This is a genomic window from Nostoc sp., assembly GCF_036918015.1.
Classification (GTDB): domain Bacteria; phylum Cyanobacteriota; class Cyanobacteriia; order Cyanobacteriales; family Nostocaceae; genus Nostoc.
Map to the genome: position 1 here is coordinate 43,800 of NZ_JBALEO010000078.1, position 26,711 is coordinate 70,510.

General features: G+C 43.0%; 22 protein-coding genes. 16 read left to right on the top strand and 6 right to left on the bottom strand.

Annotation, left to right across the window (positions count from 1 at the left end; genetic code table 11):
• Nucleotides 1-162: 162 nt before the first annotated feature.
• A complete protein-coding gene (locus V7K61_RS23100; RefSeq protein WP_335056852.1) occupies nt 163-804 on the bottom strand; it encodes a ribonuclease H family protein in 642 nt (213 codons plus the stop codon).
• Between the two features lie 186 nt (nt 805-990).
• Between V7K61_RS23100 and V7K61_RS23105 the strand changes: the two genes are divergently transcribed.
• The 6 genes from V7K61_RS23105 (at nt 991) to V7K61_RS23130 (ending at nt 5,352) form a co-directional block, all read left to right on the top strand.
• Nucleotides 991-1,236: a UPF0175 family protein gene (locus V7K61_RS23105; RefSeq protein WP_335056951.1), complete on the top strand. Its 246-nt coding sequence runs from the start codon at nt 991-993 to the stop codon at nt 1,234-1,236.
• Entirely contained in the window at nt 1,233-1,721 is a 489-nt protein-coding gene (locus V7K61_RS23110; protein ID WP_335056854.1) for a DUF3368 domain-containing protein, read from the top strand. Before V7K61_RS23105 ends, V7K61_RS23110 begins: the two co-directional genes overlap by 4 nt.
• Before the next feature lie 241 nt (nt 1,722-1,962).
• The gene (locus V7K61_RS23115) at nt 1,963-2,814 is read left to right on the top strand and encodes an ABC transporter ATP-binding protein (protein WP_335056856.1); all 852 of its coding nucleotides are present in this window, start codon (nt 1,963-1,965) and stop codon (nt 2,812-2,814) included.
• Complete coding sequence (locus V7K61_RS23120) at nt 2,771-3,625, top strand: ABC transporter permease (RefSeq protein WP_335056858.1); 855 nt, start codon at nt 2,771-2,773, stop codon at nt 3,623-3,625. Before V7K61_RS23115 ends, V7K61_RS23120 begins: the two co-directional genes overlap by 44 nt.
• A gap of 19 nt (nt 3,626-3,644) precedes the next feature.
• Nucleotides 3,645-4,118: a MarR family winged helix-turn-helix transcriptional regulator gene (locus tag V7K61_RS23125; RefSeq protein ID WP_012410989.1), complete on the top strand. Its 474-nt coding sequence runs from the start codon at nt 3,645-3,647 to the stop codon at nt 4,116-4,118.
• Nucleotides 4,084-5,352 carry an MFS transporter gene (locus V7K61_RS23130; RefSeq protein WP_335056860.1) on the top strand — a complete coding sequence of 423 codons (1,269 nt, stop codon included), beginning with the start codon at nt 4,084-4,086 and terminating at the stop codon, nt 5,350-5,352. Before V7K61_RS23125 ends, V7K61_RS23130 begins: the two co-directional genes overlap by 35 nt.
• A 227-nt stretch (nt 5,353-5,579) precedes the next feature.
• Here the strand turns inward: V7K61_RS23130 and V7K61_RS23135 are convergent, their stop codons facing one another.
• Nucleotides 5,580-5,894, bottom strand: a complete 315-nt coding sequence (locus tag V7K61_RS23135) for a hypothetical protein (RefSeq protein WP_335056862.1) — start codon at nt 5,892-5,894, stop codon at nt 5,580-5,582.
• Between the two features lie 313 nt (nt 5,895-6,207).
• Between V7K61_RS23135 and V7K61_RS23140 the strand changes: the two genes are divergently transcribed.
• From V7K61_RS23140 to V7K61_RS23160, 5 genes are all read left to right on the top strand, one after another.
• On the top strand, nt 6,208-6,402 hold the full coding sequence (locus V7K61_RS23140) for a hypothetical protein (RefSeq protein WP_335056864.1): 195 nt from the start codon (nt 6,208-6,210) through the stop codon (nt 6,400-6,402).
• 152 nt (nt 6,403-6,554) lie between these two features.
• Nucleotides 6,555-7,388 carry an iron uptake transporter permease EfeU gene (gene efeU / locus V7K61_RS23145; protein WP_335056866.1) on the top strand — a complete coding sequence of 278 codons (834 nt, stop codon included), beginning with the start codon at nt 6,555-6,557 and terminating at the stop codon, nt 7,386-7,388.
• A gap of 31 nt (nt 7,389-7,419) precedes the next feature.
• Entirely contained in the window at nt 7,420-8,610 is a 1,191-nt protein-coding gene (efeO, locus tag V7K61_RS23150) for an iron uptake system protein EfeO (RefSeq protein ID WP_335056868.1), read from the top strand.
• Between the two features lie 29 nt (nt 8,611-8,639).
• Complete coding sequence (efeB, locus tag V7K61_RS23155) at nt 8,640-9,899, top strand: iron uptake transporter deferrochelatase/peroxidase subunit (RefSeq protein ID WP_334990407.1); 1,260 nt, start codon at nt 8,640-8,642, stop codon at nt 9,897-9,899.
• A 199-nt stretch (nt 9,900-10,098) separates the two neighbouring features.
• A complete protein-coding gene (locus V7K61_RS23160; protein ID WP_335056870.1) occupies nt 10,099-10,716 on the top strand; it encodes a VOC family protein in 618 nt (205 codons plus the stop codon).
• Between the two features lie 100 nt (nt 10,717-10,816).
• Here V7K61_RS23160 and recN read toward each other — a convergent pair whose 3' ends face one another.
• Entirely contained in the window at nt 10,817-12,565 is a 1,749-nt protein-coding gene (gene recN / locus V7K61_RS23165) for a DNA repair protein RecN (RefSeq protein WP_335056872.1), read from the bottom strand.
• A 254-nt stretch (nt 12,566-12,819) separates the two neighbouring features.
• Between recN and V7K61_RS23170 the strand changes: the two genes are divergently transcribed.
• Nucleotides 12,820-14,811 carry an ABC1 kinase family protein gene (locus V7K61_RS23170; RefSeq protein WP_335056874.1) on the top strand — a complete coding sequence of 664 codons (1,992 nt, stop codon included), beginning with the start codon at nt 12,820-12,822 and terminating at the stop codon, nt 14,809-14,811.
• A gap of 31 nt (nt 14,812-14,842) precedes the next feature.
• On the opposite strand, the gene cysC is transcribed toward V7K61_RS23170, so the two are convergent.
• Nucleotides 14,843-15,415, bottom strand: coding sequence for an adenylyl-sulfate kinase (gene cysC, locus V7K61_RS23175; RefSeq protein WP_335056953.1), 573 nt, complete (start codon nt 15,413-15,415; stop codon nt 14,843-14,845).
• Nucleotides 15,416-16,323: 908 nt separating this feature from the next.
• On the opposite strand from cysC, the gene V7K61_RS23180 reads away from it, so the two are divergent.
• Nucleotides 16,324-16,659, top strand: a complete 336-nt coding sequence (locus V7K61_RS23180; protein WP_335056875.1) for a hypothetical protein — start codon at nt 16,324-16,326, stop codon at nt 16,657-16,659.
• A gap of 66 nt (nt 16,660-16,725) precedes the next feature.
• A complete protein-coding gene (locus tag V7K61_RS23185) occupies nt 16,726-21,165 on the top strand; it encodes a beta strand repeat-containing protein (RefSeq protein ID WP_335056876.1) in 4,440 nt (1,479 codons plus the stop codon).
• Nucleotides 21,166-21,275: 110 nt separating this feature from the next.
• Here the strand turns inward: V7K61_RS23185 and V7K61_RS23190 are convergent, their stop codons facing one another.
• Complete coding sequence (locus V7K61_RS23190; protein ID WP_335056877.1) at nt 21,276-21,710, bottom strand: hypothetical protein; 435 nt, start codon at nt 21,708-21,710, stop codon at nt 21,276-21,278.
• A gap of 190 nt (nt 21,711-21,900) precedes the next feature.
• The gene (locus tag V7K61_RS23195) at nt 21,901-24,885 is read right to left on the bottom strand and encodes a valine--tRNA ligase (RefSeq protein ID WP_335056878.1); all 2,985 of its coding nucleotides are present in this window, start codon (nt 24,883-24,885) and stop codon (nt 21,901-21,903) included.
• A 115-nt stretch (nt 24,886-25,000) separates the two neighbouring features.
• On the opposite strand from V7K61_RS23195, the gene V7K61_RS23200 reads away from it, so the two are divergent.
• Nucleotides 25,001-25,390 (top strand): GxxExxY protein, encoded by a 390-nt coding sequence (locus V7K61_RS23200; RefSeq protein WP_335056880.1) that lies wholly within the window; start codon nt 25,001-25,003, stop codon nt 25,388-25,390.
• Nucleotides 25,391-25,436: 46 nt separating this feature from the next.
• Nucleotides 25,437-26,702, top strand: a complete 1,266-nt coding sequence (locus V7K61_RS23205) for an MFS transporter (protein ID WP_335056882.1) — start codon at nt 25,437-25,439, stop codon at nt 26,700-26,702.
• Nucleotides 26,703-26,711: the final 9 nt, after the last annotated feature.

Sequence of the window (26,711 nt, forward strand, 5' to 3'; positions counted from 1 at the left end):
GATATAATCTTATTTCAGAATATCTGATAAAGCTGCGTAGGCGTACCCCATTGTAGACATCGCCTTTGCTAAACTAACTCTCTGGCTTAGGATTGATTTTAGAGATGCGATCACTTTATAGGTTATGTATGTCATGTTGTTGCCTCGCTGCTAGACGCAAACCTATTTACGACCAAAATCTGCTGGGATCTCGCCCCAAGAGACAGTATTCCATTTGAGGATAGGATTGGTATACTCATTATTTTCCAACCACGTCAATGCTCTATCTACCAAATTAAATATTTCTTCATTGTCCATACTTCGGGTTAACTTTGTTTTGGTTTTCTTGTTTGTTACCCAAATAATAGCTGTCTCGGAATCAGAATAAATAGGTATATTCATACTTTGTTTATTGAGGTATGCAAGAGCATGAACAATAGCCAAAAACTCCCCAAGATTATTCGTTCCGTTTGGCATTGGACGTTTATGGAAAATCACTTTCCGTGTTGCTGTATCAATACCTCTATATTCAACATACCCAGGATTCCCTAAACATGAAGCGTCAACACAAACGCTATCCATTATTAACTCTTGTGCAGGAAGAATTTTTGTTTTTGTTTCCTGCCGGGTTACTTCTTTATGCTCAGTTGTAATGATAAAATTCTGCTCTGCAACCTCCAATGCTGCTTCTGCTTCTTCTCTAGTCTTAAAGGATTTGTACAACGCACCACTAAAACCTGTGATATTTTCATCACATTCCTCCCAGCTTGTGAATATACCTGTCTTTCGACCTTTAAAAACGGCGTAGTATTTATTGGATGCCATAATGACTCCTTGCGAATAGGACGATGTTATACTTCTCCTGAATACCTTTGAATTAGGATAAGTAAATTCAATTGATTAAAATTCATTTTTGCAGATTTAGCCAGCTATCCGTGTGGGAGTGCTGGGTTTTGTCCCTTGGCGATGCCCAAGCTGCTTAGAATAGTAGTGATAGAGAGGATTATAATGATGAGCATCGTCATTCCTAATGAAATATTAATCGCAACTCGGATGACTGAAGGCGAAATGAAGCAGGAAATTGCAGTGATGCTCTTTGAAAAAGAAAAGTTAACCCTTGCTCAAGCGAGCCGGTTTGCAGGCATGAATCGTATAGCATTTCAGCATCTACTCGCAAGTCGTCAAATTTCAGTGCATTATGGGGTCGAGGATTTTGACCAAGATATAGAAAACTTGCGGGCGATGGGTAGACTGTGATCATTGTCAGTGATACTTCGCCCATCAATAACCTCGCCGCCATTAACCATCTTCATTTACTACAACAGCTTTACGGAACAGTCCTAATTCCTGAAGCTGTCTACCGAGAACTAACTGATCCCAACTTTCCAGTGGCAGGTGCAATTGAAGTCCAAACTTTTATCTGGGTTCAAACTCGTCCAGTTCAAGATCGAACATTGGTTGAAGCACTCAGCAATGAACTGGATATTGGTGAAGCTGAAGCGATCGCTCTAGCGCTGGAAATGAAAGCAGATCGAGTTTTGATTGATGAACGTCGTGGTCGTATGGTTGCAGCTAGGCTAAATCTTGGTTATACAGGGATTTTAGGGATCTTGGTTGAAGCTAAAAGTCAAAGGCTGATTTCTGCTGTGAAACCTTTGTTAGATGCTCTGATTAACGAGGCAGGATTTTGGGTAGCGGAACCTTTATACAAGAGGGTTTTGCAGCTTGTTGATGAAAATTAAATACGGCATAGACTTTCTAACTGAGCAGCAGTAGGCATTCTGAAAATTTTTTATTAACCATCCTAGCAAGTGTTTGCGGTTAATTTGTCAGTGAAACTTCACCCATCAATAGCCTCGCCGCCACCCTACTGAGTTTCCTTTTACTCTGATTCAAATTCCCGCCAGAAGTCTATTGACTTCTGGCAAATCTATTGAGAAGCTAATAGTTAGATTTACTAATTAATAGAAGTGCATCAAACTTGTGACAATACTGACGGGAAAAATAAATAGATCGCAACCTGCTAGCGAACCAAAACCGTTGATTTTGGAAACTCAGGGACTCACACGCCGTTTTGGTAAGTTAACCGCAGTTAATAACCTGAGCATATCTGTGGAACAGGGCGAAGTATTTGGGCTGCTTGGCCCCAATGGAGCAGGGAAAAGTACGGTTATTAAAATGTTGACAACCTTGCTGCCTATCAGTGCAGGGAAAGCAACCTTAGCTGGCTATGACGTGGCTCGTCAATCTAATCCTGTGAGACGGGCTATCGGCTATGTACCCCAGGCGCTGTCTGCTGATGGTAGTCTCACGGGTTACGAAAATCTCTTAATCTTCGCCAAGCTGTATGGAATACCTGCCAAAGGACGCGATCGCCGCATCTATGAAATTCTAGAATACATGGGTTTGCAAGATGCGGCGAAACGCTTGGTACGAAACTACTCTGGTGGGATGATCCGCAAGCTGGAAATCGGCATATCAGTTCTACATCAACCCCAAATTCTGTTTCTTGATGAGCCGACTGTCGGACTAGATCCCATCGCTCGAACTCAAGTATGGCAGCTTGTACTACAACTCTGTGCTGATTACGGCACAACTATATTTTTAACAACCCACTTTTTAGAAGAAGCAGATAGCTTATGTAACCGAGTGGCGATTATGCAGCAAGGTGAAGTCGTTACCACAGGTACACCAAGCGACTTAAAAGCTTCTTTAGATAACCCAAATGCAACTTTGGATGATGTCTTTATTCACTATACAGGCGACCAGTTAACATCAGGAGTCAATTACCGTGACACAGCAAGAACCAGACGTACTGCTCAACGGTTGGGTTAAAGCACCACCCACTGTCCGAGTAAATTTGATCTCTGCAATTAAAGAGCTAGTTACAAAAACCCTGGCGATCGCTGAATTGGAAATCCGTAAACTCCGCCACGATCCCACGGATTTAGTCGTTCGGGCTGTACAACCAGCTTTATGGCTGCTAATTTTTGGGCAAGTTTTCGCCCGAACTCGCGCTATTCCTACAGGGAACTTACCCTATTTAGACTTTATTTCTGCTGGCATTTTGGCTCAGAGTATTCTGTTCGTGGCAATTTTTAGTGGTGGAATGACGCTAATCTGGGAGCGAGATTTAGGCATTGTCCATAAATTTTTAGCTAGTCCTACGCCTCGCGTGGCGATGGTGTTGGGCAAAGCCCTGGCGTGTGGGGTGAGGTGCTTATCTCAGGTAGTATTCATTTACGGATTAGCATTTTTATTAGGTGTCAAACTAAATCTTCATCCCCTAGCTATTCTCCAAGTACTATTCCTGGTCATAGTAGGGGCGGGTTCCTTTTGTATTTTCTCATTAATTATTGGCTGTTTGGTGAAAAGCCGAGAAAGGATGACGGGTATTGGACAATTGTTAACCATGCCGTTATTTTTTGCTAGCAATGCCATCTATCCAATTTCTTTGATGCCCAGTTGGTTAAAGTTCATTTCCCATTTAAATCCGTTGACTTATCTGGTTGACGGGTTACGTAGCACTATGCTGTTGAATGGCACTAGCATCTATGGCTTTGGTCTGGATTGTACAATTCTCTTATTCACATTAATAATTTTGGCCATCCTTGGTGGAAAACTTTATCCACGGGTGGCCATGTAACTAGGAGAATAACAAGCCCATGACCTTGGATAAACCTAATCAAGGTGCAACTTCCGAAGAATGTGCCGCTAGAGTAATGGAGACAGTTCCATTAGTGATGCGGTTTATCCGAGCGGATATGCGTGCCCATAGTGCCGCTTTTTTATCTATACCTCAATTGCGATCGCTAGCATTTATCAACCGCAATCCTGGCGCTTCATTATCTGACTTAGCAGAGCATTTAGGTGTCACCTCTGCCACGGCATCAGCAACCATAGAACGCTTGGTACAACGCGACTTCGTGAAACGGATTGCTCATCCTCAAGAGCGGCGGCGGGTGCTGCTCAATTTAACTGAAGATGGAAAACATCATCTCAAGCAATCCCAAGATCAAACTCGCGCTCATATTACCGATTTGCTAAAAGGTCTTTCAGAAGACCAAATTTCCAACATTGAAGAAGGCTTAACTCTACTAAAAAATGTCTTCGAGAAAACAGAACTCAAAGCCCCATAACTTTGAGGTTGCACAACACGATCCCTTTGCAGCCTTTAAGTTTCGAGACTATCGGCTATTTACCATCGGACGGCTGGTGCTGTTCATCGGGTCGCAAATGCAAACTGTAGCGATTGGCTGGGAACTCTATGAGCGGACTAACTCAGCGATCGCTTTAGGTGGTGTAGGACTGGCGCAAGTCCTACCGATGATTATTCTCACCTTAATTGCCGGAGATGTTGCCGATCGCCGCGATCGCAAACTCACCATGTTACTCTCAGTAATATTGCTAGCCCTCTGCTCTCTAGCTTTGGGTATACTTTCCTATACTCAGGGTGCAATTTTTCTAATTTACGCTTGCTTAGTATTAACAGGTGTCGCTAGGGCATTTCTCAAACCTGCCAGTGATGCTCTGATGTGGCAATTAATACCTGTCACTGCTTTCACCAATGCAGCTACTTGGAATAGTAGTAGCTTTCAGTTAGCCTCAGTTATCGGCCCAGCCTTCGGAGGATTCGGGATTGCGCTGTTGGGAAGTGCTACAGGAGTTTATGTATTAGCAGCGATCGCCGCGTTGCTGTGTTTTATTTTAACGCTGGCGATCAAAGAGCAAAAAGTCATCCGTAAAACTGAGCCAATTTCACTCAAAGCACTTGCAGCCGGTGCTAAATTTGTTTGGCAGAATCAGTTGATTTTAGCAGCGATTACATTGGATATGTTTGCTGTATTGTTGGGTGGTGCGATCGCATTGTTACCCATCTTTGCCAAAGATATTTTACACGTGGGGCCAGTGGAGTTGGGATATCTACAAGCAGCTCACTCCATCGGTGCTTTGACTATGGCTATTACCCTGGCGTATTTACCACCATTACGCAAAGCAGGCCCAGCCTTATTGTGGTCAGTGGTTGGCTTTGGGGTTGTCACAATTATCTTTGGACTTTCTCGTTCCTTTTGGCTATCTATGTTGATGCTGATTCTTGGTGGCGCACTAGATAGTATTAGCGTTGTGATTCGCCATACATTAGTTCAAATCAGAACACCGGATCATTTACGTGGTCGGGTTGCTGCTATCAATAGCGTGTTTATTAGTGCCTCCAATGAATTGGGTGGCTTTGAGTCCGGCTTAACTGCGGCTTTATTTGGCCCAGTGATTTCTGTTGTGGGTGGTGGAATCGGCACAATTGTAGTAGTGATTGCTACAGCCATGATTTGGCCAGGAATTCGGAAGTTAGGGGCTTTGCAGGAGTATAAATAAATGAAAATGTGAGTATCAGATGATGAAGTGATAGCCACTACTGAGTCTTCCATAAATAACAAAAATCCCACCCTATGCAAAAGCTACAAGATAGTGATTCTTATTTCTTGCTGGGGTAGGATTTTTGTTTAGCAAAAGTAGTACATCGCGTAATTAGAAGATAGACAAATCTAGAGTTTTAAGATGATGTCTAACTTCAATTCGCCCTTAAATTTATGTAATTGGCACTAAGCAATTGGGAAACTGCCACCACTAGCACCAAAATTTGGTATACTGCCAGACGTTAGAATTCCATACTTAGCAAAGTCAAAGCTGCCATCAGTTGGAATTCCATATTTAGCAAAGTCGAAGCTGCCAGCCGTTGGTATGCCAGAGCTACCCAAATTAAAGTTACCATCAGTTGGAATTCCATACTTGGCAAAGTCGAATGTGTCAGCCGTTGGTATGCCAAACGCGCCTCCAGGTGCGAACGGATCGCTGAGGTTGCCAGGATGAAGGCTATCAGAGGCGTTACCAAAAAAAGAACTTGCATCAAATGCCATTACAGTTAATCCTTCTATTAGGACATAAATTTTGCTTAATCAAGAAATTCCAAGAAGGCACAATGAAGCTTCCTTCGTAAATTTATTATTGTTTTTTTATTGCTAATCTTGAGTGTTTTGGACTAAATCACAGAGTATTTTCATGAAATTTACTGGTCAAAAAAACCTGTAATTAACGCTATTTATGCAGATAAATATATAAAAGCTAACTTATTTTTACAATGAAAAATCTTTAGATGCTTGTGTCAAATCTTTAGATAATTTTCCTAATTAAACGAACTGCATACTCCTACGCAGAAGCAAGCTATACGTAGTGTCTCTTATAGAAGGCGGTTCAATAATTTACACAATGACCACAATTATTACCCAAGATCAACTTCAAAAGTTGCATCCAGGCGATCGCACAGATATTAAGCTGTCGATTGGGATATGGAAGATTCTGGCTGACGACAGAATAGGCCAGAAAGAACTCCTAGCAATGTGTTGTAGGAGTTCTTTGATTGGTTGATATAATTTCCAGTCTGCAATTGTCAATTCCCCGAAAAATTTATGCTTCTAGGATTTTAGAGATTTTTTAACTCGCAATTATATACAAATGTTCTCAAGTAAGTTATTATTCTCATGATGATTTGATAGTAATTATAATTAATAAGGTTATCCATGCTTTTTCCCTTCTTGATCATGTTCCGAGAGGGCGTTGAAGCTGCACTTGTCGTGGGTATCATTGCCAGTTATCTCAAGCAAACTGGGCGTACCTATTTGATGAAGTCAGTGTGGGTTGGCATTGCGCTAGCAACCTTTTTTTGTCTAGTTGCTGCAATGATTTTGCAAATAACCAGTCAGGATTTTCCGCAACAAGAACAGGAATTATTTGCAGCTATAATTTCCATCGTTGCAGTTGGGGTTCTCACCTGGATGGTTTTCTGGATGCGCCGTGCTGCTCGTTCTCTTAAAGGCGAATTACAGTCTCAAATTGAAACTGCTATTCAGTCGGGGGATAAATGGGGACTAGCGCTGGTGGGGATGGCATTCTTTGCCGTCCTGCGGGAAGGTTTGGAAACAGTAGTGTTTCTCCTGGCAACATTTCAGCAAAATTTGGGAATTCAAGCTCCCGTGGGAGCATTGTTTGGATATGCAGCCGCAGTAGCCGTCGGTATAGGCATTTATCAAGGTGGTATCCGCATCAATCTAAGGCGATTTTTTAAATGGACAGGAGCCTTCATTATCCTGGTTGCTGCTGGACTGTTAGCAAGTGGCGTGAGAGCTTTCCATGAAGCCGGAGTGTGGAATTTACTGCAAACAGTAGTATTCGATGCTAGCGGAGTACTTCCCAATAACGGGTTTCTAGGTTCACTTTTGGTGGGATTTTTTGGATATAACGATGCTCCCACCATTAGCGAGGCGATCGCCTATTTCGGCTATCTAATTCCTACCATGTTGTTGTTCTTCTTGGGAGAGAACGCTGGACAGAAGAATACAGCTAGGCATTCCTAGTAACTTCAATAATTTTTAGGACAATATAACCATGAAAAATTTTTTAAAGCACTCAACAATTATCTGTCTGATTGCCTTGACAGTCGCTGCCTGTGAATCCAACAAATCAAGCGATACTTCTGGGAGTAATTCTCCAGAAGCTAAAGTAGCCAGTGATACTTCTAGCAGCAATTCTGCGGAAACTGCTTTGACTGTGACAGATAAAGGTTGCGAACCTAATCAGCTGACACTGACATCTGGGCAAAACAGTTTTGTAATTACCAATAAAAGCAGCCAACCTTTAGAGTGGGAAATTTTGTCTGGGGTGAAAGTCATAGAAGAACGGGAAAATATTGCTCCTGGCTTCGTTCAAAAACTGAAAACCAATCTAGAACCGGGTGAGTATGATATGGCTTGCGGTTTACGCAGCAATCCCAAGGGGAAACTCACAGTGAAGGCAGGAGTTGGAGATTCTCAAGCCAAAGGGACTGTAGATCAGGGTAAATTAGTAGGTGCGATCGCAGAGTATAAAGTCTACGTCACCAAAGAAGTTGACCAACTGGTGGCAGACAACAAGACCTTCACAGATGCCGTGATTGCTGGCGACCTTGCCAAGTCTCAGAAACTCTATGCCTCTACCCATGTTCACTGGGAACGCGCAGAACCAATAGCTGAATTGTTCTCCGACCTCGATAAAACGATGGATTCTCGTGCTGATGACTTTGCCAAAAAAGAAGCTGACTCACAATTCACTGGATACCATCGCATAGAGAAAGCTTTATTCCAAGATAAAACCACAAAAGGTATGAAACCTTTTGCCGAAAAGCTACAGAAAGATGGACTAGAGTTACAAAAGCGCATTGCCTCCTTGACCATTGAACCGAAAAATATGGTTGGCGGTGCTGCTGGCTTGATTGAAGAAGTGGCTGCTACCAAAATTTCTGGGGAAGAAGACCGTTATAGCCATACTGACCTCTGGGACTTCAGCGCTAATGTAGAGGGTTCTCAAAAGATTGTGGAGTTATTGCGCCCCGTCATCCAAAAAGCCAACCCAGAACTACTGACACGTGTGGATACAAATTTTACCAAAGTTAACCAAAAACTTGCTAAATACAAAACCCCTGATGGTGGTTTTGCTACCTACGACAAAGTGAGTGAAGCAGACAAGAAAGACATGAAAACAGCGATCGCTGCTCTTTCTGAAGATTTATCTCAGTTGCGCGGCACTCTGGGCGTTAACTAATTTATGCAGGATTCCTAGAGGAGTAAATTATGTCTATCACAAAGCAACCAAGTTTACGCATTACTCCCAAGCTAGGCCGTCGTGACTTGTTAATCGGTATGGCAGCAGCAGGTGGAATAGCAGCTTTGACTACTTTGGGTTATCGTACTCTTCTGGGATCGCTTCTTGACCCATCTGAAGAGACTGTGCCATTTTTTGGGATTCACCAAGCAGGTATTCTTACCCCTACTCCTGCTTCGGGTTTGATGGTCGCATTTGATACAAGTGCTGCCAATAAAGCAGATTTAGTGCGGTTGTTCAAAACTTTAACTGAGCGCATCCAGTTTCTCATGGCAGGGGGAACACCCAAGTCGCGCGACCCCAAATTTCCACCCAATGATTCGGGGATTCTTGGGCCTGTAGTGGTTCCCAATAACCTCACCATCACCCTAGCAGTGGGTGACTCGCTGTTCGATAACCGCTTTGGACTCGGCAACTTGAAACCCAAGCGGTTAGATACTATGGCCAATTTTCCTAATGACCAGCTTGACCCAGATTTATGTCATGGAGATATACTGTTGCAATTCTGTGCAAATACTGAGGAATCGAATCTCCACGCTTTACGCGACATCATTAAGAACTTGCCAGACTTGATAACTTTGCGTTGGCAAATAGCGGGGTTTCTGCCACCGAATACCCACAAAAAACAAGGCAAATCTACGGTGCGTAACCTGCTTGGTTTTAAAGATGGAACGGCAAATCTCAATGCTAGTGACGACAAATTGATGAACCGGCTTGTCTGGGTACAACCAAACAGTGGTGAACCAGCTTGGACAGTAGGAGGAAGCTATCAAGTGGTACGAGTGATCCGCAACTTAGTCGAACGCTGGGATCGTACACCACTACAGGAGCAACAGACAATTATTGGGCGCAATAAAGATTCTGGCGCACCTTTGGGGATGAACCACGAGAAAGATATTCCCAATTATGCTCAAGACCCCAAGGGTCAACAAATCCCCCTAGATGCTCATATCCGCCTTGCTAATCCCCGCAAATCAGAGTTGGGTTTGATTCTGCGGCGTGGTTTCAACTATTCACGCGGGTTTGATAAAGCTGGACACTTAGATATGGGTTTGTTGTTTGTCTGTTTTCAAGCTGATTTAGAAAAGGGGTTTGTGACAGTGCAAAATCGCTTGAAAGGAGAACCTTTGGAGGAGTATATTCGCCCCATAGGTGGTGGATATTTCTTCGCTTTACCTGGTGTTAAAGCTGTTGGAGGTTATCTTGGTGAGTCATTACTAGAAGCTTAATTTTTAATTTTTTGACAGTCGTTAGCTGCTTGCGATCGCTGGTGCTTGAGATTAGCTCAAAACAATCTTGGTTATGATGGTAGATATCAACCTTGTTTCTAATCCACAATATTGAATACTAGATCGTTTGGATCGGTGAGCATTATGAGCAATAACCTTGCGGTAGACGCTGTAAAGTCTTTTAACTTAGGAGACTTCGATGAATAAGGAGTCACCTTTTGTAGAAACTGACGGATTGCTCTTGTATAAACAAGAGTGCAAGACTCCAGAATTCTTAAACTCATCTTTTTGCATACATCTATTTGGTGAACTAGTTGTCGTAGATCACTATGTACTGTTGTTTCCTGATTCAGAAACTCTCACAGACTACGCTAAAACTCTGGTCAACTATGATGCCAAAATCACGGAAGGGCCAGGAAAATGGCCCGATGATTTTTGTCCAGAGCAAAGCTTATTACCCGAAGATGCTAGTATGTACTTTCTTTCAGCCTTAATGCCATCAGGTATGATTTTGGTACTGCTTGCGCCTAACGCGCCAGATGAACAGATTGCTAGCTTATTCCAAGAGCAAGGTTTTAATACTGTCCATCACGTTGCCATTATTGTTGATGATATCTATACAGCAGCAGAAGTATGGAAGAAGAAAGGCTTTATTCCTCTGTCTATGACTCCTCAAGAGGATGGTTCCTTATGCCAATGGTTTTTTCGCAACTGGGCAGGGCAAATTATAGAGCTAATCTGTCGGCGATGTATGGGTAAAGAGACTTTTTCCTGCGAGAATATCGCTGGTTTACGCCTTTCAGAATTGGCAGCCTAAATTTATAATTCGTAATTCGTAATTCGTAATTCGTAATTCGTAATTCGTAATTCGTAATTCGTAATTCGTAATTCGTAATTCGTAATTCGTAATTATTTGGTCAAGTATGCTTCCCGCGACGGTGGTTAGCAGCTTGTAATAATAGAGACTCTGCAAAAGCGATCGCGTCACTTGCAGATTTACCACCAGCCAACTGCGCTAGTTCTTCCCGACGGGTGTTTAAATTATCCAAGGTAGTAACTCTAACAACAGTACGCTGTTCGGCATTGTCATTGTTGGCTTTTTTACCTTTGCCTTGATTAATAGTTTGCTTATCTACGCGAAAATGCCGATCGGCCATTGCCGCAACTAAAGGTTGATGGGTAACACATAATACTTGGTTGCGTTGACTTAGCTGGTATAATTTTTCCGCGATCGCTTGGGCGACTCTTCCCGAAACCCCGACATCAATTTCATCAAATACCATTGTCCCAGCTACGTCAACCTGAGAAAAACAAGCTTTTAAAGCCAGTAAAAAACGGCTAATTTCACCACCAGAGGCAACTTCTGTTAAAGGTTGCAGTGGTTCTCCGGGATTGGAACTAAATGTAAAAGTAATTTTATCTGCTCCCATCGCAGTTGGGAAAGCTGGTAATATTTCAACCAGAAACTTCACCTTTTCCATCGCTAGGGGCTTGAGTTCAGCTATCAAACGTGATTCTAAATTAGCCGCCGCCTTACTCCGCAATTGAGTTAACTGATTACTTGCTTGGGTAAGTTTCTCAAAACACGCCTTTTCTTGCTGTTCCAGACTTTCGATAGATTGTTCGCTGTCGTTAAGTTGGGCTAATTCTGCTTGGATACGTTGGTAATAAGCGATCGCTTCTGTAAGTGTCGGCCCATACTTCCGGCAAATTTGCTTTAATTCCTGAATTCGTTCTTCCACCTCTTCCAATCGCTGCGGATCGGCTTCCAAACCGTCTCCATAAGCATTAATCTGCCTTCCCACTTCCATTACCGCAGCTTGCGCGTCCCTGACCAATTCTAATAGGGGTTGTAGTTGGGTATCGTATTCCACCATGTCATTTAATGTCGCCTCACTGTCTCCCAATAAATCACCTGCGGCGGGAGTTTCATGATCGTTTTGATACAAAGCCTGATAAACTTTGTAACTCATTTGTTGCAAATCGACGACATGATTCAGGCGTTCCCGTTCTTGTCCCAACTGTTCCAATTCATTAGGTTCGCTGAGATTGGCTGCTCCCAATTCCTGCACTTGATAAGTGAGCAAATCTAGTTGTTGCAACCGTTCCCGTTCTGATGTCCGGCGTTTTTCTAGAGCTAAATGCGCCTGTTGGTAACTACTAAAGCTCGTAGCGACTTTATGACGTTGCTGCATCAGAGAGTCGCCGCCATACAAATCTAACCAGTCTCGGACTTGTGCAGATTGTCCCACTTGCACCGTTTGACCTTGGGCGGTGATTTCCACCAAGCGATCGCGCATTCCTCCCATAATCTGCCGATTTACTAACACACCATTCACCCGCGATCGACTACGGACATTACTCGCAGTGGCTGTGATTTCTCGGCTAATGACTACAGAATTTTCATCAAGCAAATCTATTTCTTGTTCAGTCAACCAAGCCGCTAGGGGGGCGTTTGAGGTAAAAGTAGCTTCAACCATCGCCCGACTTGTCCCCGTGCGAATGACTCGACTAGAGACTTTACCGCCCAAAGCGGCATCAATGGCATCCAAGATAATCGATTTTCCAGCGCCGGTTTCACCTGTTAACACATTTAGTCCCGCGCCAAATTCTAATTCCAGTTGGTCAATTAGGGCAAAGTTTTCAATTCTCAGGCAAAGCAACATCAAGCCAAATTCTCCATGAGGGCAGATGCCGGATACTTCTAACTTACAAGACAATAAGTATGATCTTTCAGCAACTAGCAATACCTACTACTATTGAACTAGTATGCCCGTTTAAGTGTAGCAGACCTATTAGTACTAGGGAGTAAGGAGAGCAGAGGGAGGGAAAAAATACCCAATGCCCCATTCCCAATTCCCACTTTCTAAAGATATTGTTACAATACTTAATGTGATCGTTCTGACTGGTGGCCTTCTTCATGATTGTTAAGACACTTCCCCCTAGTTCCCGACCGATTCAGGAGGACAGTCGCAACGGCACAAATCGCCGAAGCGACGAACTGGATGTTATCGATGTAGTGCCAGAAGATGGTACATCAAGTTTAGTTGTACGCTCACCAAGACTCTTAGCAGCCCAAAAGGTGAGGACAACAGCCCAACCTGAGACGCTTTACGATCCCGTAGGCATAGCGGCGCATTACCAAAATAAAAAAGTGCAAGTTTTACGGCGGATTTTTGCCGTATTGGGGCCGACTCTATCCTTTGCTTTGGGATTGTGGTCGGATAGTAAACGGGGAATTGTCGTCAAAAATGACCGCCGCCGAGCCACTCAGCTACGAGTATTGCTGACCCAATTAGGGCCTGCTTACATCAAAATTGGCCAAGCCTTATCCACCAGACCGGATCTAGTTCCTCCCGTATATTTAGAAGAATTAACTAAACTACAAGACCAATTACCGCCTTTCCCCAACGAAATTGCTTACCAGTTTATCAAAGAAGAATTAGGCGCACCTCCAGAAGAGGTTTACGCCGAACTATCGGCCCAGCCAATTGCTGCGGCTTCATTGGGGCAAGTATATAAAGGTAAGCTAAAAACAGGTGAAGAAGTCGCTGTTAAAGTTCAACGCCCCGACTTAAGAGAGGGAATCACCATTGACTTGTATATCTTGCGTAACCTCGCCGCTTGGGTGCAGAAAAAGGTTAAACGGGTAAGAAGTGACTTAGTTGGGATTCTCGATGAATTAGGCGATCGCATCTTTGAAGAGATGGACTACATCCACGAAGGTGAAAATGCCGAGCGATTTTTCGAGTTATACGGTCATATAAAAGACATATACGTACCAAAAATTTACTGGGAATATACCAATCGTCGCGTCTTGACGATGGAGTGGATTAACGGCACCAAATTAACCCAGACAGAAGAAATTAGCGCCCAAGGTATAGATGCTCGTTATCTAATTGAAGTGGGTGTGCAGTGTTCCCTGCGCCAGCTGCTAGAACATGGATTTTTCCATGCAGATCCTCATCCTGGTAATTTGTTAGCAACAACCGATGGCAAATTAGCTTATCTCGACTTTGGGATGATGAGCGAGATTAAGCCACCACAGCGTTATGGTTTGATTGAAGCGATCGTCCACGTTGTCAACCGCGACTTTGAAGGATTAGCAAAAGACTACGTTAAATTAGATTTCTTATCACCAGAAACCGATTTAACACCAATTATCCCAGCCTTTGCGAGAGTCTTTGCTGATGCCGAAGGAGCCAGTGTTGCCGATCTTAATATTAAAAGCATCACCGATGAACTATCAGCTTTGATGTATGAGTATCCTTTCCGCGTACCGCCCTACTACGCCTTAATTATTCGCTCCCTGGTGACGCTAGAAGGTATTGCAATATATATAGATCCCAACTTTAAAGTTCTCAGCGAAGCTTATCCCTACGTTTCCAAACGCCTGTTAACAGATCCAGCACCGCAATTAAGAGCATCATTGCAAGATTTGTTATTTAAAGATGGTAGATTTCGCTGGAATCGCTTAGAAAACTTGTTAAAAAATGCGCGTAATAGTCAAGACTATGACTTTAATTTAGTGCTGAATCAAGGCATAGAATTTCTGTCATCTGAACGCGGTGCTTTTATTCGTGACAAGCTAGTAGATGAATCTGTTAACGGACTCGATGCTTTAGGTAAAAATGTTTTGCATAACTTTACCTCCTTGTTGCGAGAACGCGTAGGATTGACAGCAGTGAATAAAACTCCAGCGGCCACGGTTGAACAACAACAAACCTTAGAGCATATCAAACGTATATTAGGTATTCTCCAAGAAACAAGAGGCTTTGATCCAGTGCAAATTACATCCCAAATTGCCCAGTTATTGGTAAATTCAGATGTACAACGTTTAGGTCAACAAATAGCCAACCGCTTCACGCAGAAAGCTGTAGCCAGGTTAATTCGGCAATTATTGGCATCTTAGTAAAAATTATGAGTTAAATAAAGTTTTTAACTCATAAATCATTCATTCTAGCAACTATATAACCCAACTCTTCTAGCTTTTCTAAGACCTTAGTTGCACTTTGAGCAACGCTTTCCTGGTTAGTTTTGCACTCGACTTCAGGGCAGAGTGGTATTTCATAAGGATCATCAATACCAGTGAAGTGCTTAATTTCCCCTGCTCTTGCTTTTTTATATAACCCTTTTACGTCTCGTTGTTCACAAACTTCTAATGATGCGTTGACGTAAACTTCAATGAAAAATCGAATACTTTGGCGCACTTCTTCTCGAATTTTGCGGTACGGTGAAATTGCCGAAACCAATACAATTACATTATTTCTTGCAAGAAGGTGAGCTACAAAGCCAATCCGCCGAATATTCTCCTCTCGATCCTCTTTGCTGAAACCCAATCCTTTACATAGGTTTTGACGTACTGCATCACCATCCAGAACTTCAACTCTGTATCCCTGTATCCGCAGTTCCTTCTCCACGAATTGACAGATAGTAGTTTTACCTGCACCACTCAGACCAGTGAACCATACTGTCACACCACACTCTTGTTGTCTCATCCTACTTTCGTCGTAAATTTTAAATGGCACACCAAAAAAGCTTTTTAGGTAATTGTGGGTCAAATAGTAATTTTATTTTTATAATCCTTTTTTAGCAGGAATTTCAGCAATTGCAAGGCATCCTATGTCAACCTTACTACTTTTACTTCTACTGATTTCGAGTGAAAAATCGCATAATTATACGTATTTAGGCTAAATATTTAATACAAAGCATAGCGATGTATACGACAGGCTACACCTACGCATTTTCTCTACCCTAACAACGCAATTTGCCGTTATAGTAACAAAACTTGTCAATCGAGTTTTCAAATTATTAAAGTTTTAACTAATTTTTACATTCAGTATATATACAGTTTATTTTTAAATAGAATAGTCTTTATTATAACAGTAGATTACCAAACAAGATTTACTGCTAAGACATTATAAAAAACTAAGTTCAAAATATCTGCAAAGTTAAATCCAGTACAGTTTTATGGCGGCGCGACCTATTTTCTGGGGGCGATTCCTTTAAGTGCTGTTTCTGGTACAGACTTGTTTATTGACAATGATGGCACGCTTAGTGGTCTGTGTGATTAATTCTGAGAGTTTCGTAGTGAACGATTTATCAGTCAATTTCAAGGTTTTTAGCCCTGACTACAAACTTTCACAACTCATTTCATCAAAACTAATGACATCAATCACTAGTACACTTTGGCATAAATTTGTTCACCTTTAATCAGTTGCTCTGAGCAACTTGTCTGCTTAATTGAGGTGATAGCTGGATTTACGCCATGCAGTACTAGTGTTTTGTGCCAGTAATTTTCGGGGTTCGTAGTTGGTGATTTACATCTCAATTTTAAGGGCTGGAGCCACTGAACTGAGTATATTTTGTATTTAACTAAGTCTAAAGTTCCTCAACAAAATTTGAAATTTAATTCAACTGATTTATGTTGTCCACTTTTCCCACTACTGCCCCAGAAGAAAATAACTTAATTCAATGTGATGCCGATCAGGGATTTATCTCCTGGCTGAGTCAAGCCGGAGGCTCAGTTGCCATCACCACCTACCAAGCCGGAAAACTAGCACTAGTAGGCTGGAATGGGGAACAGGTAGGGATGCTGAAGTTCACCACAGGCTGTCAAGAACTTTATAATGTGCAGTTTCTTGCTGGTGTACAGCGTCCGATGGTTTTCAATCAAGAACGGAAAGAAATCCGCCAAGCATTTACTGCACCAAATTTCAACTACTGTCTGCGACCAAGTGCGGTAATTCCTAATGACTAAGGAGTCTGTCTGTCTAATCAGAGCGTAATTTTTGAAATCAAATTTTTAGTTTTTTAGAGGTTTTTTATGACTGAATTTCAAGTAAATACTGGTGTCATCGGTAATCAATCTAACTCCACAGTAGCGATAGATAAAAATGGAAACTTTGTCATTTCCTGGACTAGTTTTGATGAAAACGGGTTTGGTGGGATATATGCCCAACGATACGACAAGGATGGGGAACCTCAAGGGAATGAATTTAAGGTCAATACCATCACCACCAGCGACCTAAGTATCCCCACAGTAGCGATGGATGCAAATGGGAACTTTATCATTTCCTGGACTAATTTTGATGAGTATGGGTCTAGCACTGGAATATATGCCAAACGCTACGACAATACTGGGATGCCTCAAGGGGGTGAATTTGCCGAATTTAAGGTCAATACCGACGTCAACAGCATTCTATTGAACCCCACAGTAGTGATGAATGAAAATGGGGCCTTTGCCATTTCCTGGACTAAGTTTGATCTGGACGGGTCTAGCTATGAGATATATGCCCGACTCTACAACAACAATGGGGTGGCTGAAAATGGCGAATTTAAGGTCAATACCAACACCGCCGCCGAGCAATATAACCCCACATTAGCGATGAATGCAGGAGGGGGCTTTGTCATTTCCTGGACTAGCAATCTTCAAGATGGGTCTGACAATGGGATATATGCCCAACGCTACAGCAGTACTGGGGTGGCTGAAAATGGCGAATTTAAGGTCAATACTACCATCATTAAGAGTCAAATTAACCCCACAGTAGCAATGGATGCAATGGGGAACTTTGTCATTGCCTGGCAAAGCGAGAACCAGGATGAGTCTGGCTATGGGATATATGCCCAACGTTACAGCAGTACTGGGGTGACTCAAGGAGTCGAATTTCGGGTCAATACCGAGACCGCTAACGACCAAACTAACCCCAAAGTAGCGATGGATGCAACGGGGAACTTTGTCATTTCCTGGCAAAGCAATCTTCAAGACGGGTCTGGCTATGGGATATATGCCCAACGCTACAGCAGTACTGGGGTGGCTCAAGGGGGCGAGTTTCAGGTCAATACCGAGACCGCTAACGACCAAAGTGCCCCCACATTAGCGATGGATGGAAAAGGGGACTTTGTCATTTCCTGGACTAGTTATGGTCAAGATAAGCAAGTACCGCAGGGTGAGGAAATAAATCTTAATGGGGGCATATATGCCCAACTATACAAAAGTGGGGTTCCTCCAACAATCACCTCTGCCACCAACTCTGCCCTGGTATACACTGAGAATGCCACTACAGCCATCGACTTAGGCATCATTGTTAGTGATGTCGACTCTCCTAACCTAGCTAGTGCCACCGTCAGCATTACCAGTGGTTTCAATACTGCTCAAGATATCCTCGCTTTCACTAACCAAAATGGGATTACGGGCAGCTACAACAGCAGCACAGGTGTTTTAATCTTAACTGGTAGTTCTACTGTTGCTAACTATCAAACCGCACTACGTTCTATTACTTATACCAACAACAGTGATAACCCCAGTCTTACACCTCGTACCATCAGCTTTATAGTTAATGATGGGGCTGCTAATAGTATTGCCGTTAGCCGCAATGTTAATATTACGGCTGTAAATGATGCACCTGTTGCTACTGCCACCAACTCTGCCCTGGCATACACCGAGAATGCTACTACAATCATCGACTCAGGTATCACGGTCAGCGATGTAGACTCTGATAACCTCTCCAGTGCTACTGTCAGCATTACCGGTGGTTCTGCTCAAGACACCCTCGCCTTCACCAGCCAGAATGGGATTACGGGCAACTACAACAGCAACACAGGTGTTTTAACCTTAACTGGTAGTGCCAGCGTTGCTAATTATCAAACCGTGCTGCGTTCTGTTACTTATACCAACAGCAGCGACAACCCCAGTACTACACCTCGTACCGTCAGCTTTGTGGTCAATGATGGGGCTAGTAATAGTACCGTCGTTACCCGCAATATTAATATTACAGCGGTGAATAATGCGCCCGTTGCTACTGCCACCAACTCTGCTTCGGCATACACAGAGAACGCTACTACAGCCATCGATTCAGGCATCACCGTCAGCGATGTAGACTCTGCTAACCTAGCTAGTGCTACTGTCAGAATTAGCAGTGGCTTTATTTCTGCTCAAGATACCCTCGGCTTCACCAATCAAAATGGGATTGCGGGCAGCTACAACAGCACCACAGGTGTCTTAACCTTAACTGGCAGTTCTACTGTTGCTAACTATCAAACCGCACTACGTTCTATTACTTATACCAACAACAGTGATAACCCCAGTCTTACACCTCGTACCATCAGCTTTATAGTTAATGATGGGGCTGCTAATAGTACTGCCATTACTCGCGATATTAATATTACGGCGGTGAATGATGCGCCTGTTGCTGTTAACGATAGCATCACCACAAAAAGAAACATACCCGTTATTATTAGTGCTACTACTCTGTTAAGCAATGATAAAGATGTCGATGTTAGTGATGTTTTGAGTATTACTGGCTTCACCCAACCTAGCCAAGGAAGCTTAGTTAACAACAACGACGGTACCTACACTTATACCCCTGCCCAAAACTATTATGGCTTCGATGGCTTCACTTACACTATAAGTGATGGGCACGGAGGCAATAGTACTGCTACCGTCAACTTGACTATTAATCAGTACAATGTGATTAATGGTACCTTAAGTGCGGACAACCTAAATGGTACAGTCAATATTGATATCATCTCAGGATTGCAGGGCAATGACACGCTCCAAGGACTAGGTGATAATGACACTCTTGATGGCGCTGATGGAAATGATTCCTTAGATGGTGGTGCAGGAGATGATAGTCTCATCGGTGGCAAAGGCAATGACACTTATATTGTGGACAGCCTTGGTGACACTATTGTTGAATCCGCCAATGCAGGCACAGATTTAGTCAAGTCTTCAGTGAGTTGGGTGTTAGGAAATAACCTGGAAAACTTAACCCTGACTGGAACTGGAGCAATTAATGGTATTGGTAACAGCCTTAATAACATCCTGATTGGAAATACTGGCGCGAACAGTTTGAGCGGAGAAGGTGGCAATGATAACCTCTTTGGTGATTCCAACAACGACACCTTGTCGGGTGGTGCAGGCAATGATACCTTAGATGGCGGTTTAGGATCTGATAGTCTTGATGGTGGAATCGGTAATGACATTTATACTGTAGACAACGTAAACGATATTATTATCGAAGGCTTAAATGCAGGTACGGATTTAGTTAAGTCTTCGGTTAGTTGGGTGTTGGGAAATAATCTAGAGAACTTGACCCTGACTGGAACTGGGGCAATCAATGGTACTGGTAACAGCCTTAAGAACATCCTGATTGGCAATACTGGCGCTAACATCTTGAGTGGAGAAGATAGCAATGATAGCCTAATTGGTGGTGCAGGCAATGACGCCTTGTTGGGCGGTGCAGGTGATGACACCTTGGATGGAGGTTTAGGAGCTGATAGTCTCAATGGTGGAGTTGGCAATGACATTTACACTGTAGACAACGTAAACGACTCGATTACTGAAGACTTTAATGCAGGCATCGATTTAGTCAAATCTTCGGTGAATTGGGTGTTGGGAAATAATCTGGAGAACTTGACCCTAACTGGAAGTGGTGCAATCAATGGTACTGGTAACAGCCTTAATAACATCCTGGCAGGAAATAGTGGTGCTAACAGGTTGAATGGAGTTGATGGCAACGATAGCCTCTTTGGTAGCTCAGGTAATGACACCTTGTTCGGGGATTCTGGCGATGACACCTTGAATGGAGGTGCAGGGATTGACAGTCTTGATGGTGGAATCGGCAATGATACTTACATCGTAGACAACCTGAACGATAGTATTATTGAAGGTTTAGATGCAGGTACAGATTTAGTCAATTCTTCGGTGAATTGGGTGTTGGGAAATAACCTAGAGAATTTGACTCTGACTGGAACCGGGGCAATCAATGGTACTGGTAATAGCCTTAATAACATCCTGATGGGAAATAATGGTGCTAACACATTAACAGGAGGAGATGGCAATGATAGCCTCTTTGGTAACTCAGGGAATGACACCTTGTTTGGTAGTGCAGGTGACGATCTAATCGCTGGTGGAGTTGGTCGAGATGTATTGACTGGTGGAACTGGGCAAGATAGCTTCAACCTAACTGGTACCCGTACTGGAGGGTATGATACGATCGCTGATTTCACTCTTGGAGAGGATACTATCTTGATTTCCAAGGCTGAATTCGGACTGGTTCAATCTCAAAATACTACGCTCGATTCGGGACTGTTTCGACTTGGTACCACTGCGATAACAGCAAGCGATCGCTTTATGTACGATCAAACTACGGGTAATCTTTTCTTTGACGCGGATGGGACTGGTAAGGCTGCACAAGTTCTTCAAATTGCCCAGTTCTCCAATCAGGTAGCGCTTAGTAGTGCAAATATTACTATCATTGCCTAACGCAAGCTAACTATAGCAAGCATTGAGAAATTACCCAGTAAGAGACAGAGTAACTCTTGCTGGGTAATCTTTTATAAATACACATTTGAGTGCAACATAACTGCAAACTTTTAACTTTCCTCTTGGGAATAACCATTTTTCTCGCGTTTGAGGCTTTCTTCCAAGGCTTGAATTTGTTCGCGTCTGGCTTCCAACTCTAAGGAACGCCTTGCTAAGTCTTGGTTTTGCAACGTCAGGGATTGTCGCCAATGTTCTGCTCGCTCGGCCTCATGCTGCAAAAATTCTGGGGTAATGCCGATGGTAAGGTAGTTTTGTACTAGATGCAGTACCCAGTTGGTGGCGTCTTCTAGTCTTTCAATATCGCCTGTAGGAGAAAGTTCGACTAAAACAAGCAAGTTCTCACTCATGATCTTTCCCTTTCCCAGCAGAATGACAGCCTCTTCGGGAATTATCGCCCACAAGTTATCAGCTTCTTGACGCGCCAATAAGCGTAACTGGTGCTGGTCTAAAAAATCGTTTTTACGCACCTGGGCTAGATATAGCATGAGGGTCGCTTCGCTCCAATTCAAAATTCAAAATTCAAAATTCAAAAAAAATTTAATAAAAAAATAAATGCCAGAATTCATATTTTGTTAATTGGTAATGGGTAATTGGGAATTATTTACACTCCCATTACCCATTACAGTTATCCTAAGCCACGCAGGCGATCGCTACGACAACCCCTTGAGGCGATGCCTACGGCAACGCCTTCAGGCTTACGCGCAAAATTTCTGCTTGCTTCTGTGCTTCTGCTAAGGCTTCCCGCGCTCCCTGTACCACGTCAGCCCTAGCTCTATCTACAAAACTAGGATTGTTTAATCTGGTACTCAGGGATTGAACTTCAGCTTCAGCTTTGCTCAAGCTTTTTTCTAGCTTGGCACGCACAACTTCAATATCTACCACACCGCTGAGAGGAATTAGCACTTGTATTGTACCAATTACACCTGCGATCGCATTTTCTGGTTCTTGCGGTTGTTCTAGTTCTCTCTGCGGAAAAAATCGGCTCCATAACCTAAGTCTCGCTTGAGCAGTTAGGAAATTTTGGCTAACAAACCAAGCTGTGTAACCAAAACCAACTAGTTCAAAGAAAGTTCCGATGATGGGAATTTCATCAATGGCATACCCCGCAGCTAAACCCACTCTACCAAAGACAATGGCCACGATAATTAAGCCAATTGTCTTCAAACCCCTTTGAGGTTTTTTAGCAGCAACAGTTTGGTTTTCTTGTTTGTCAGTAATGGTTAAAGTCTCAACCTTCGCCAAATCTTTAATATAATCCTGACCAGCAGTGAGGATTTCCCGCTCTTTCTCACTTTCAGTTTGCAAATTCGCTGTCACTTTTACCCCTGGCTTAATATCCGCTTCAGCACGCAAATTCCGAATTGTGCGGATAGTAGCAATCAGCAATTCAAACTGTTCTTCTAAAGCTGGATCAATTAGGTTCGCGTCTATCTGAGGATAGATTTGTAAAGGTAAAATTTGCGGGGAATCTGCTGGTTGTTGGGTGAGAGTTTGCCAAATTTCTTCGGTAATATGAGGCATCAACGGATGAAGCAGTTTTAAAATTCCTTCCAATATGTAACCGAGGGTTTGCTGTGCTACCCGCCGCGATACTGGATCGGCATCTGCTTGCAATCTGGATTTCACCAGTTCAATATATTGGTCGCAGAAATCACCCCAGATAAATTCGTAGAGTCCTTTTGCTGCTTCCCCTAAACCGTAATTATCGATGTAATTAGTAGTTTGTTTGATAACTTGATGATACCGCGAGATAATCCAGCGATCGCTCAATTCGGTAGCAACTGGGTTCCCCAATTGTTGCGGCGTCTGTCCATCCAAATTCATCATCACAAATCGGGCAGCATTCCACAACTTGTTTGCAAAGTTGCGCGATGCCTCCACCGATGCTGATTCATCCTTTTTGCGATCGTACTCCAAGCGGATATTTTGTCCAGCCCCCGCAACTTCCCTAATTAGGGTATATCGCAAGGCATCAGTACCATATTTGTCAATTAATAACAACGGATCAATGCCATTACCTTTGCTCTTTCCCATCTTCTGACCTTTTTCATCCAGCACTAAGCCGTGGATGTAAACTGTTTGGAAAGGCATTTGACCAGTAAAATGCCCAGCCATCATGGTCATTCTGGCTACCCAGAAAAAGATGATGTCAAAGCCTGTTACCAAAGTAGTAGTCGGGTAGTAAGTTGCTAAATCTTGAGTTTGTTCCGGCCAGCCCAAAGTCGAAAACGGCCACAGTCCAGAAGAAAACCAAGTATCTAGCACATCTGGGTCTTGTTCTAACTTGACATTTTCACCAAATTGTGATTTGGCTTTTTCCCAAGCTTCAGTTTCCGATTTCGCCACCACAAACGGCGTGTTATCAGTAATTTGCCCATCGGTTTCACTGATAGCGTACCAAGCCGGAATTCGGTGTCCCCACCATAATTGGCGAGATATACACCAATCATTGAGTTTTACTAGCCAATCACGATAGACCTTTGTCCAGCTTTGGGGGACAAACCTTGGAGAAGTCTGCTGGTCGAGAAATTCGAGAGTTGTGTCAGCTAGGGGGCGAATTTTGACAAACCACTGAGTTGAGAGGAGGGGTTCAATGGGTACTTTACCGCGATCGCTGTAGGGAACGGTATGCTTATAATCTTCTATCTTTACCAAAAAGCCATCTGCTTCTAGGCGAGAAACCACATTTTTTCTAGCAACAAAGCGGTCTTGACCTTGAAACTCCCCAGCATTGGCGTTGAGAGTGCCGTCTTTGTTCATAATGTTGATCAACGGCAGATTATGACGCTTACCCATGTCAAAATCGTTCAGGTCATGGGCAGGAGTCACTTTCACGCAACCTGTGCCGAAAGTCGGGTCAACAAATTCATCGCCAATGATAGGAATTTCTCGTTGTAGAATGGGCAGAGTTAGAGTTTTACCAATGAGATGTTTGTAGCGATCGTCATTGGGATTAACTGCTACTGCTGTATCGCCCAGCATTGTTTCTGGTCGAGTTGTCGCTACCTCTACAAAACCGGAACCATCGGTGAGAGGATAGCGGAAATGCCAGAGATTTCCATTCACCTCTTGGTTTTCCACCTCTACATCAGACACAGCCGACTGAGAAGCGGGACACCAGTTAACTAAATATTCTCCACGATAAATTAAGCCTTCCTCGTAAAGGCGAGTAAACGCCTCGACAACAGCTTTAGATAAACCTTCATCGAGGGTAAACCTTTCCCGTGACCAGTCCACCGAGACACCTAAGCGTCGTAGCTGATTCAGAATCGTTCCCTCAGACTCCGCTTTCCATTGCCAAGCGCGTTCTAGGAACTGTTCGCGCCCCAACTCGTAGCGAGTCTTACCCTCTGTTTTGAGTTGCTTTTCCAGCATACTATGCACAGCGATGCTGGCGTGGTCAGTTCCGGGTAGCCATAGGGTATTGCGTCCCTGCATCCGGTGGTAGCGCACGAGGGTATCAATTAAGGCACTTTCAAAGGCGTGACCCATATGTAAGCTGCCGGTGACATTTGGGGGGGGAATAACGATGCAGTAGGGTTCGCCGCCTTTGTTGGGGTCAGCTTTGTAAACTTGGTTGTCTTCCCAGAATTTTTGCCACTTGGCTTCGGTGGAAAAGGGGTCGTAGAGACTGGGGAGATTGGGAATGGTTGCGGTCATGCGGGAAAACTAAGGAAGGACTCTAATAAATTTTGCCACAGGGTTGGAGAGAGGGTTTATATGGAAACGAACCGCAAAGGACGCAAAGTACGCAAAGGAAGAGGAGGAAGGTAAGATGAGGCAACCAAGTGTTCAGTTAGAAAAGTTAGCTTATAGAGTGATTGGGGCGGCGATTGAGGTACATCAGGTATTAGGAGCAGGGTTTTTAGAGGAGGTTTATCACAAGGCGTTGAGAGAAGAATTTCTAATGCGCGAGATACCTCACAAGTTTGAGCATCCAGTAAAAGTAAACTACAAAGGTCGTCCAGTCGGCGAGGGAAAATTAGATTTTTTGGTTGGGGACTCTCTAATTGTTGAATTGAAAGCTGTCCAAAACTTAATCCCCATTCACGAAGCCCAAGTCCTCTCCTACCTTAAAATGACTCATTATCCTCTAGCCCTTCTCATCAACTTTAACGTCCCTCTCCTCAAAGACGGCATCAAACGCATCATACTCTCTTCTTAATCTTCTTTGCGCCCTTTGCGTCCTTTGCGGTTCGTCCCCCAAATCCATGAAACACCAAACAGCCTCCCCTTGGACTTTCATCCCCACCCTATATTTCACCTCCGGCATACCTTACATTATCATCAACACAGTTTCCGTAATCTTTTACAAAAAACTCGGCATAGATAACACTCAAATTGCCCTTTGGACAAGTTTTCTCTATCTACCTTGGGTCATCAAAATGTTTTGGGGGCCAATTGTTGATATTTACTCTACCAAACGTAAATGGATACTTTATACCCAATTTGCCATGTTCTGCTGCTTGGGTTTGATAGCCTTCTCCTTACAACTGCCAAATTTCTTTTTCATCTCCCTCGCAACATTAACAATGGGAGCATTTATTTCTGCAACTTATGACATTGCCACAGATGGCTTTTATCTGATAGCTTTATCTCCAGAACAACAAGCCTTTTTTGTCGGCATTCGCTCACTATTTTACAGACTTGCTGTTATTTTCGGCTCTGGAATATTAGTAGTCATTGCAGGTCAGCTTGAAGTATCTCTCAATAATATTCCTTTAAGCTGGACTATAGCTATTGGCTTCTCAGCTTTAATTTTAGCAATTTTGTTTATTTACCATCGCCTAATTTTACCCTTACCCGAATCAGATAATCAACGACAAATACAAACTAGAGAAAATATACCGTTTTGGTCAATCATTAGCTCATATTTTGCTCAGAATAAGATTATAAACATTTTAGCATTTATTTTACTATACAGATTTGGCGAAGCAATGCTTGTGAAAATAGCCTCTTTATTTTTATTGGACAAACCAGAAGTAGGGGGTTTAGGACTATCAACATCAGATGTCGGGTTAGTCTACGGAACATTTGGGGTAATATCTCTAATTTTTGGAGGAATTTTAGGAGGTTTGTTAATTTCTAAATATGGATTAAAAAAGTGTCTGTTTCCTATGGCTTTAGCTTTGAATGTACCTGATATATTTTATGTGTATATGGCTTACACTAAACCTTCACTAACATTAGTGTATCCCTTGGTTTCATTGGAGCAATTTGGGTATGGTTTTGGTTTTACTGCTTTTAGTGTTTATTTAATGTATATTTGCCAAGGCGAATATAAAACTTCTCATTTTGCTATCTCCACTGGCATTATGGCTTTAGGCATGATGCTACCAGGTTTTATTAGCGGTTATCTGCAAAAAGCTTTTGGCTATCCATTATTTTTTATCTTGGTTTGTTTATTAACTATTCCTGGGATGATTGCTCTATTTTTTATACCTTTAAAAGAAGAACCGAAGCGTCAAAATAGTTAATATTATTAC

Bases quoted from the DNA above. Each gene is read 5' to 3' on its own strand.
- V7K61_RS23100 (WP_335056852.1), bottom strand. From the start codon at position 804: ATGGCATCCAATAAATACTACGCCGTTTTTAAAGGTCGAAAGACAGGT.
- V7K61_RS23105 (WP_335056951.1), top strand. From the start codon at position 991: ATGAGCATCGTCATTCCTAATGAAATATTAATCGCAACTCGGATGACT.
- V7K61_RS23125 (WP_012410989.1), top strand. From the start codon at position 3,645: ATGACCTTGGATAAACCTAATCAAGGTGCAACTTCCGAAGAATGTGCC.
- V7K61_RS23130 (WP_335056860.1), top strand. From the start codon at position 4,084: ATGTCTTCGAGAAAACAGAACTCAAAGCCCCATAACTTTGAGGTTGCA.
- V7K61_RS23135 (WP_335056862.1), bottom strand. From the start codon at position 5,894: ATGGCATTTGATGCAAGTTCTTTTTTTGGTAACGCCTCTGATAGCCTT.
- efeU (WP_335056866.1), top strand. From the start codon at position 6,555: ATGCTTTTTCCCTTCTTGATCATGTTCCGAGAGGGCGTTGAAGCTGCA.
- efeO (WP_335056868.1), top strand. From the start codon at position 7,420: ATGAAAAATTTTTTAAAGCACTCAACAATTATCTGTCTGATTGCCTTG.
- efeB (WP_334990407.1), top strand. From the start codon at position 8,640: ATGTCTATCACAAAGCAACCAAGTTTACGCATTACTCCCAAGCTAGGC.
- V7K61_RS23160 (WP_335056870.1), top strand. From the start codon at position 10,099: ATGAATAAGGAGTCACCTTTTGTAGAAACTGACGGATTGCTCTTGTAT.
- recN (WP_335056872.1), bottom strand. From the start codon at position 12,565: ATGTTGCTTTGCCTGAGAATTGAAAACTTTGCCCTAATTGACCAACTG.
- V7K61_RS23170 (WP_335056874.1), top strand. From the start codon at position 12,820: ATGATTGTTAAGACACTTCCCCCTAGTTCCCGACCGATTCAGGAGGAC.
- V7K61_RS23180 (WP_335056875.1), top strand. From the start codon at position 16,324: ATGTTGTCCACTTTTCCCACTACTGCCCCAGAAGAAAATAACTTAATT.
- V7K61_RS23185 (WP_335056876.1), top strand. From the start codon at position 16,726: ATGACTGAATTTCAAGTAAATACTGGTGTCATCGGTAATCAATCTAAC.
- V7K61_RS23190 (WP_335056877.1), bottom strand. From the start codon at position 21,710: ATGCTATATCTAGCCCAGGTGCGTAAAAACGATTTTTTAGACCAGCAC.
- V7K61_RS23195 (WP_335056878.1), bottom strand. From the start codon at position 24,885: ATGACCGCAACCATTCCCAATCTCCCCAGTCTCTACGACCCCTTTTCC.
- V7K61_RS23200 (WP_335056880.1), top strand. From the start codon at position 25,001: ATGAGGCAACCAAGTGTTCAGTTAGAAAAGTTAGCTTATAGAGTGATT.
- V7K61_RS23205 (WP_335056882.1), top strand. From the start codon at position 25,437: ATGAAACACCAAACAGCCTCCCCTTGGACTTTCATCCCCACCCTATAT.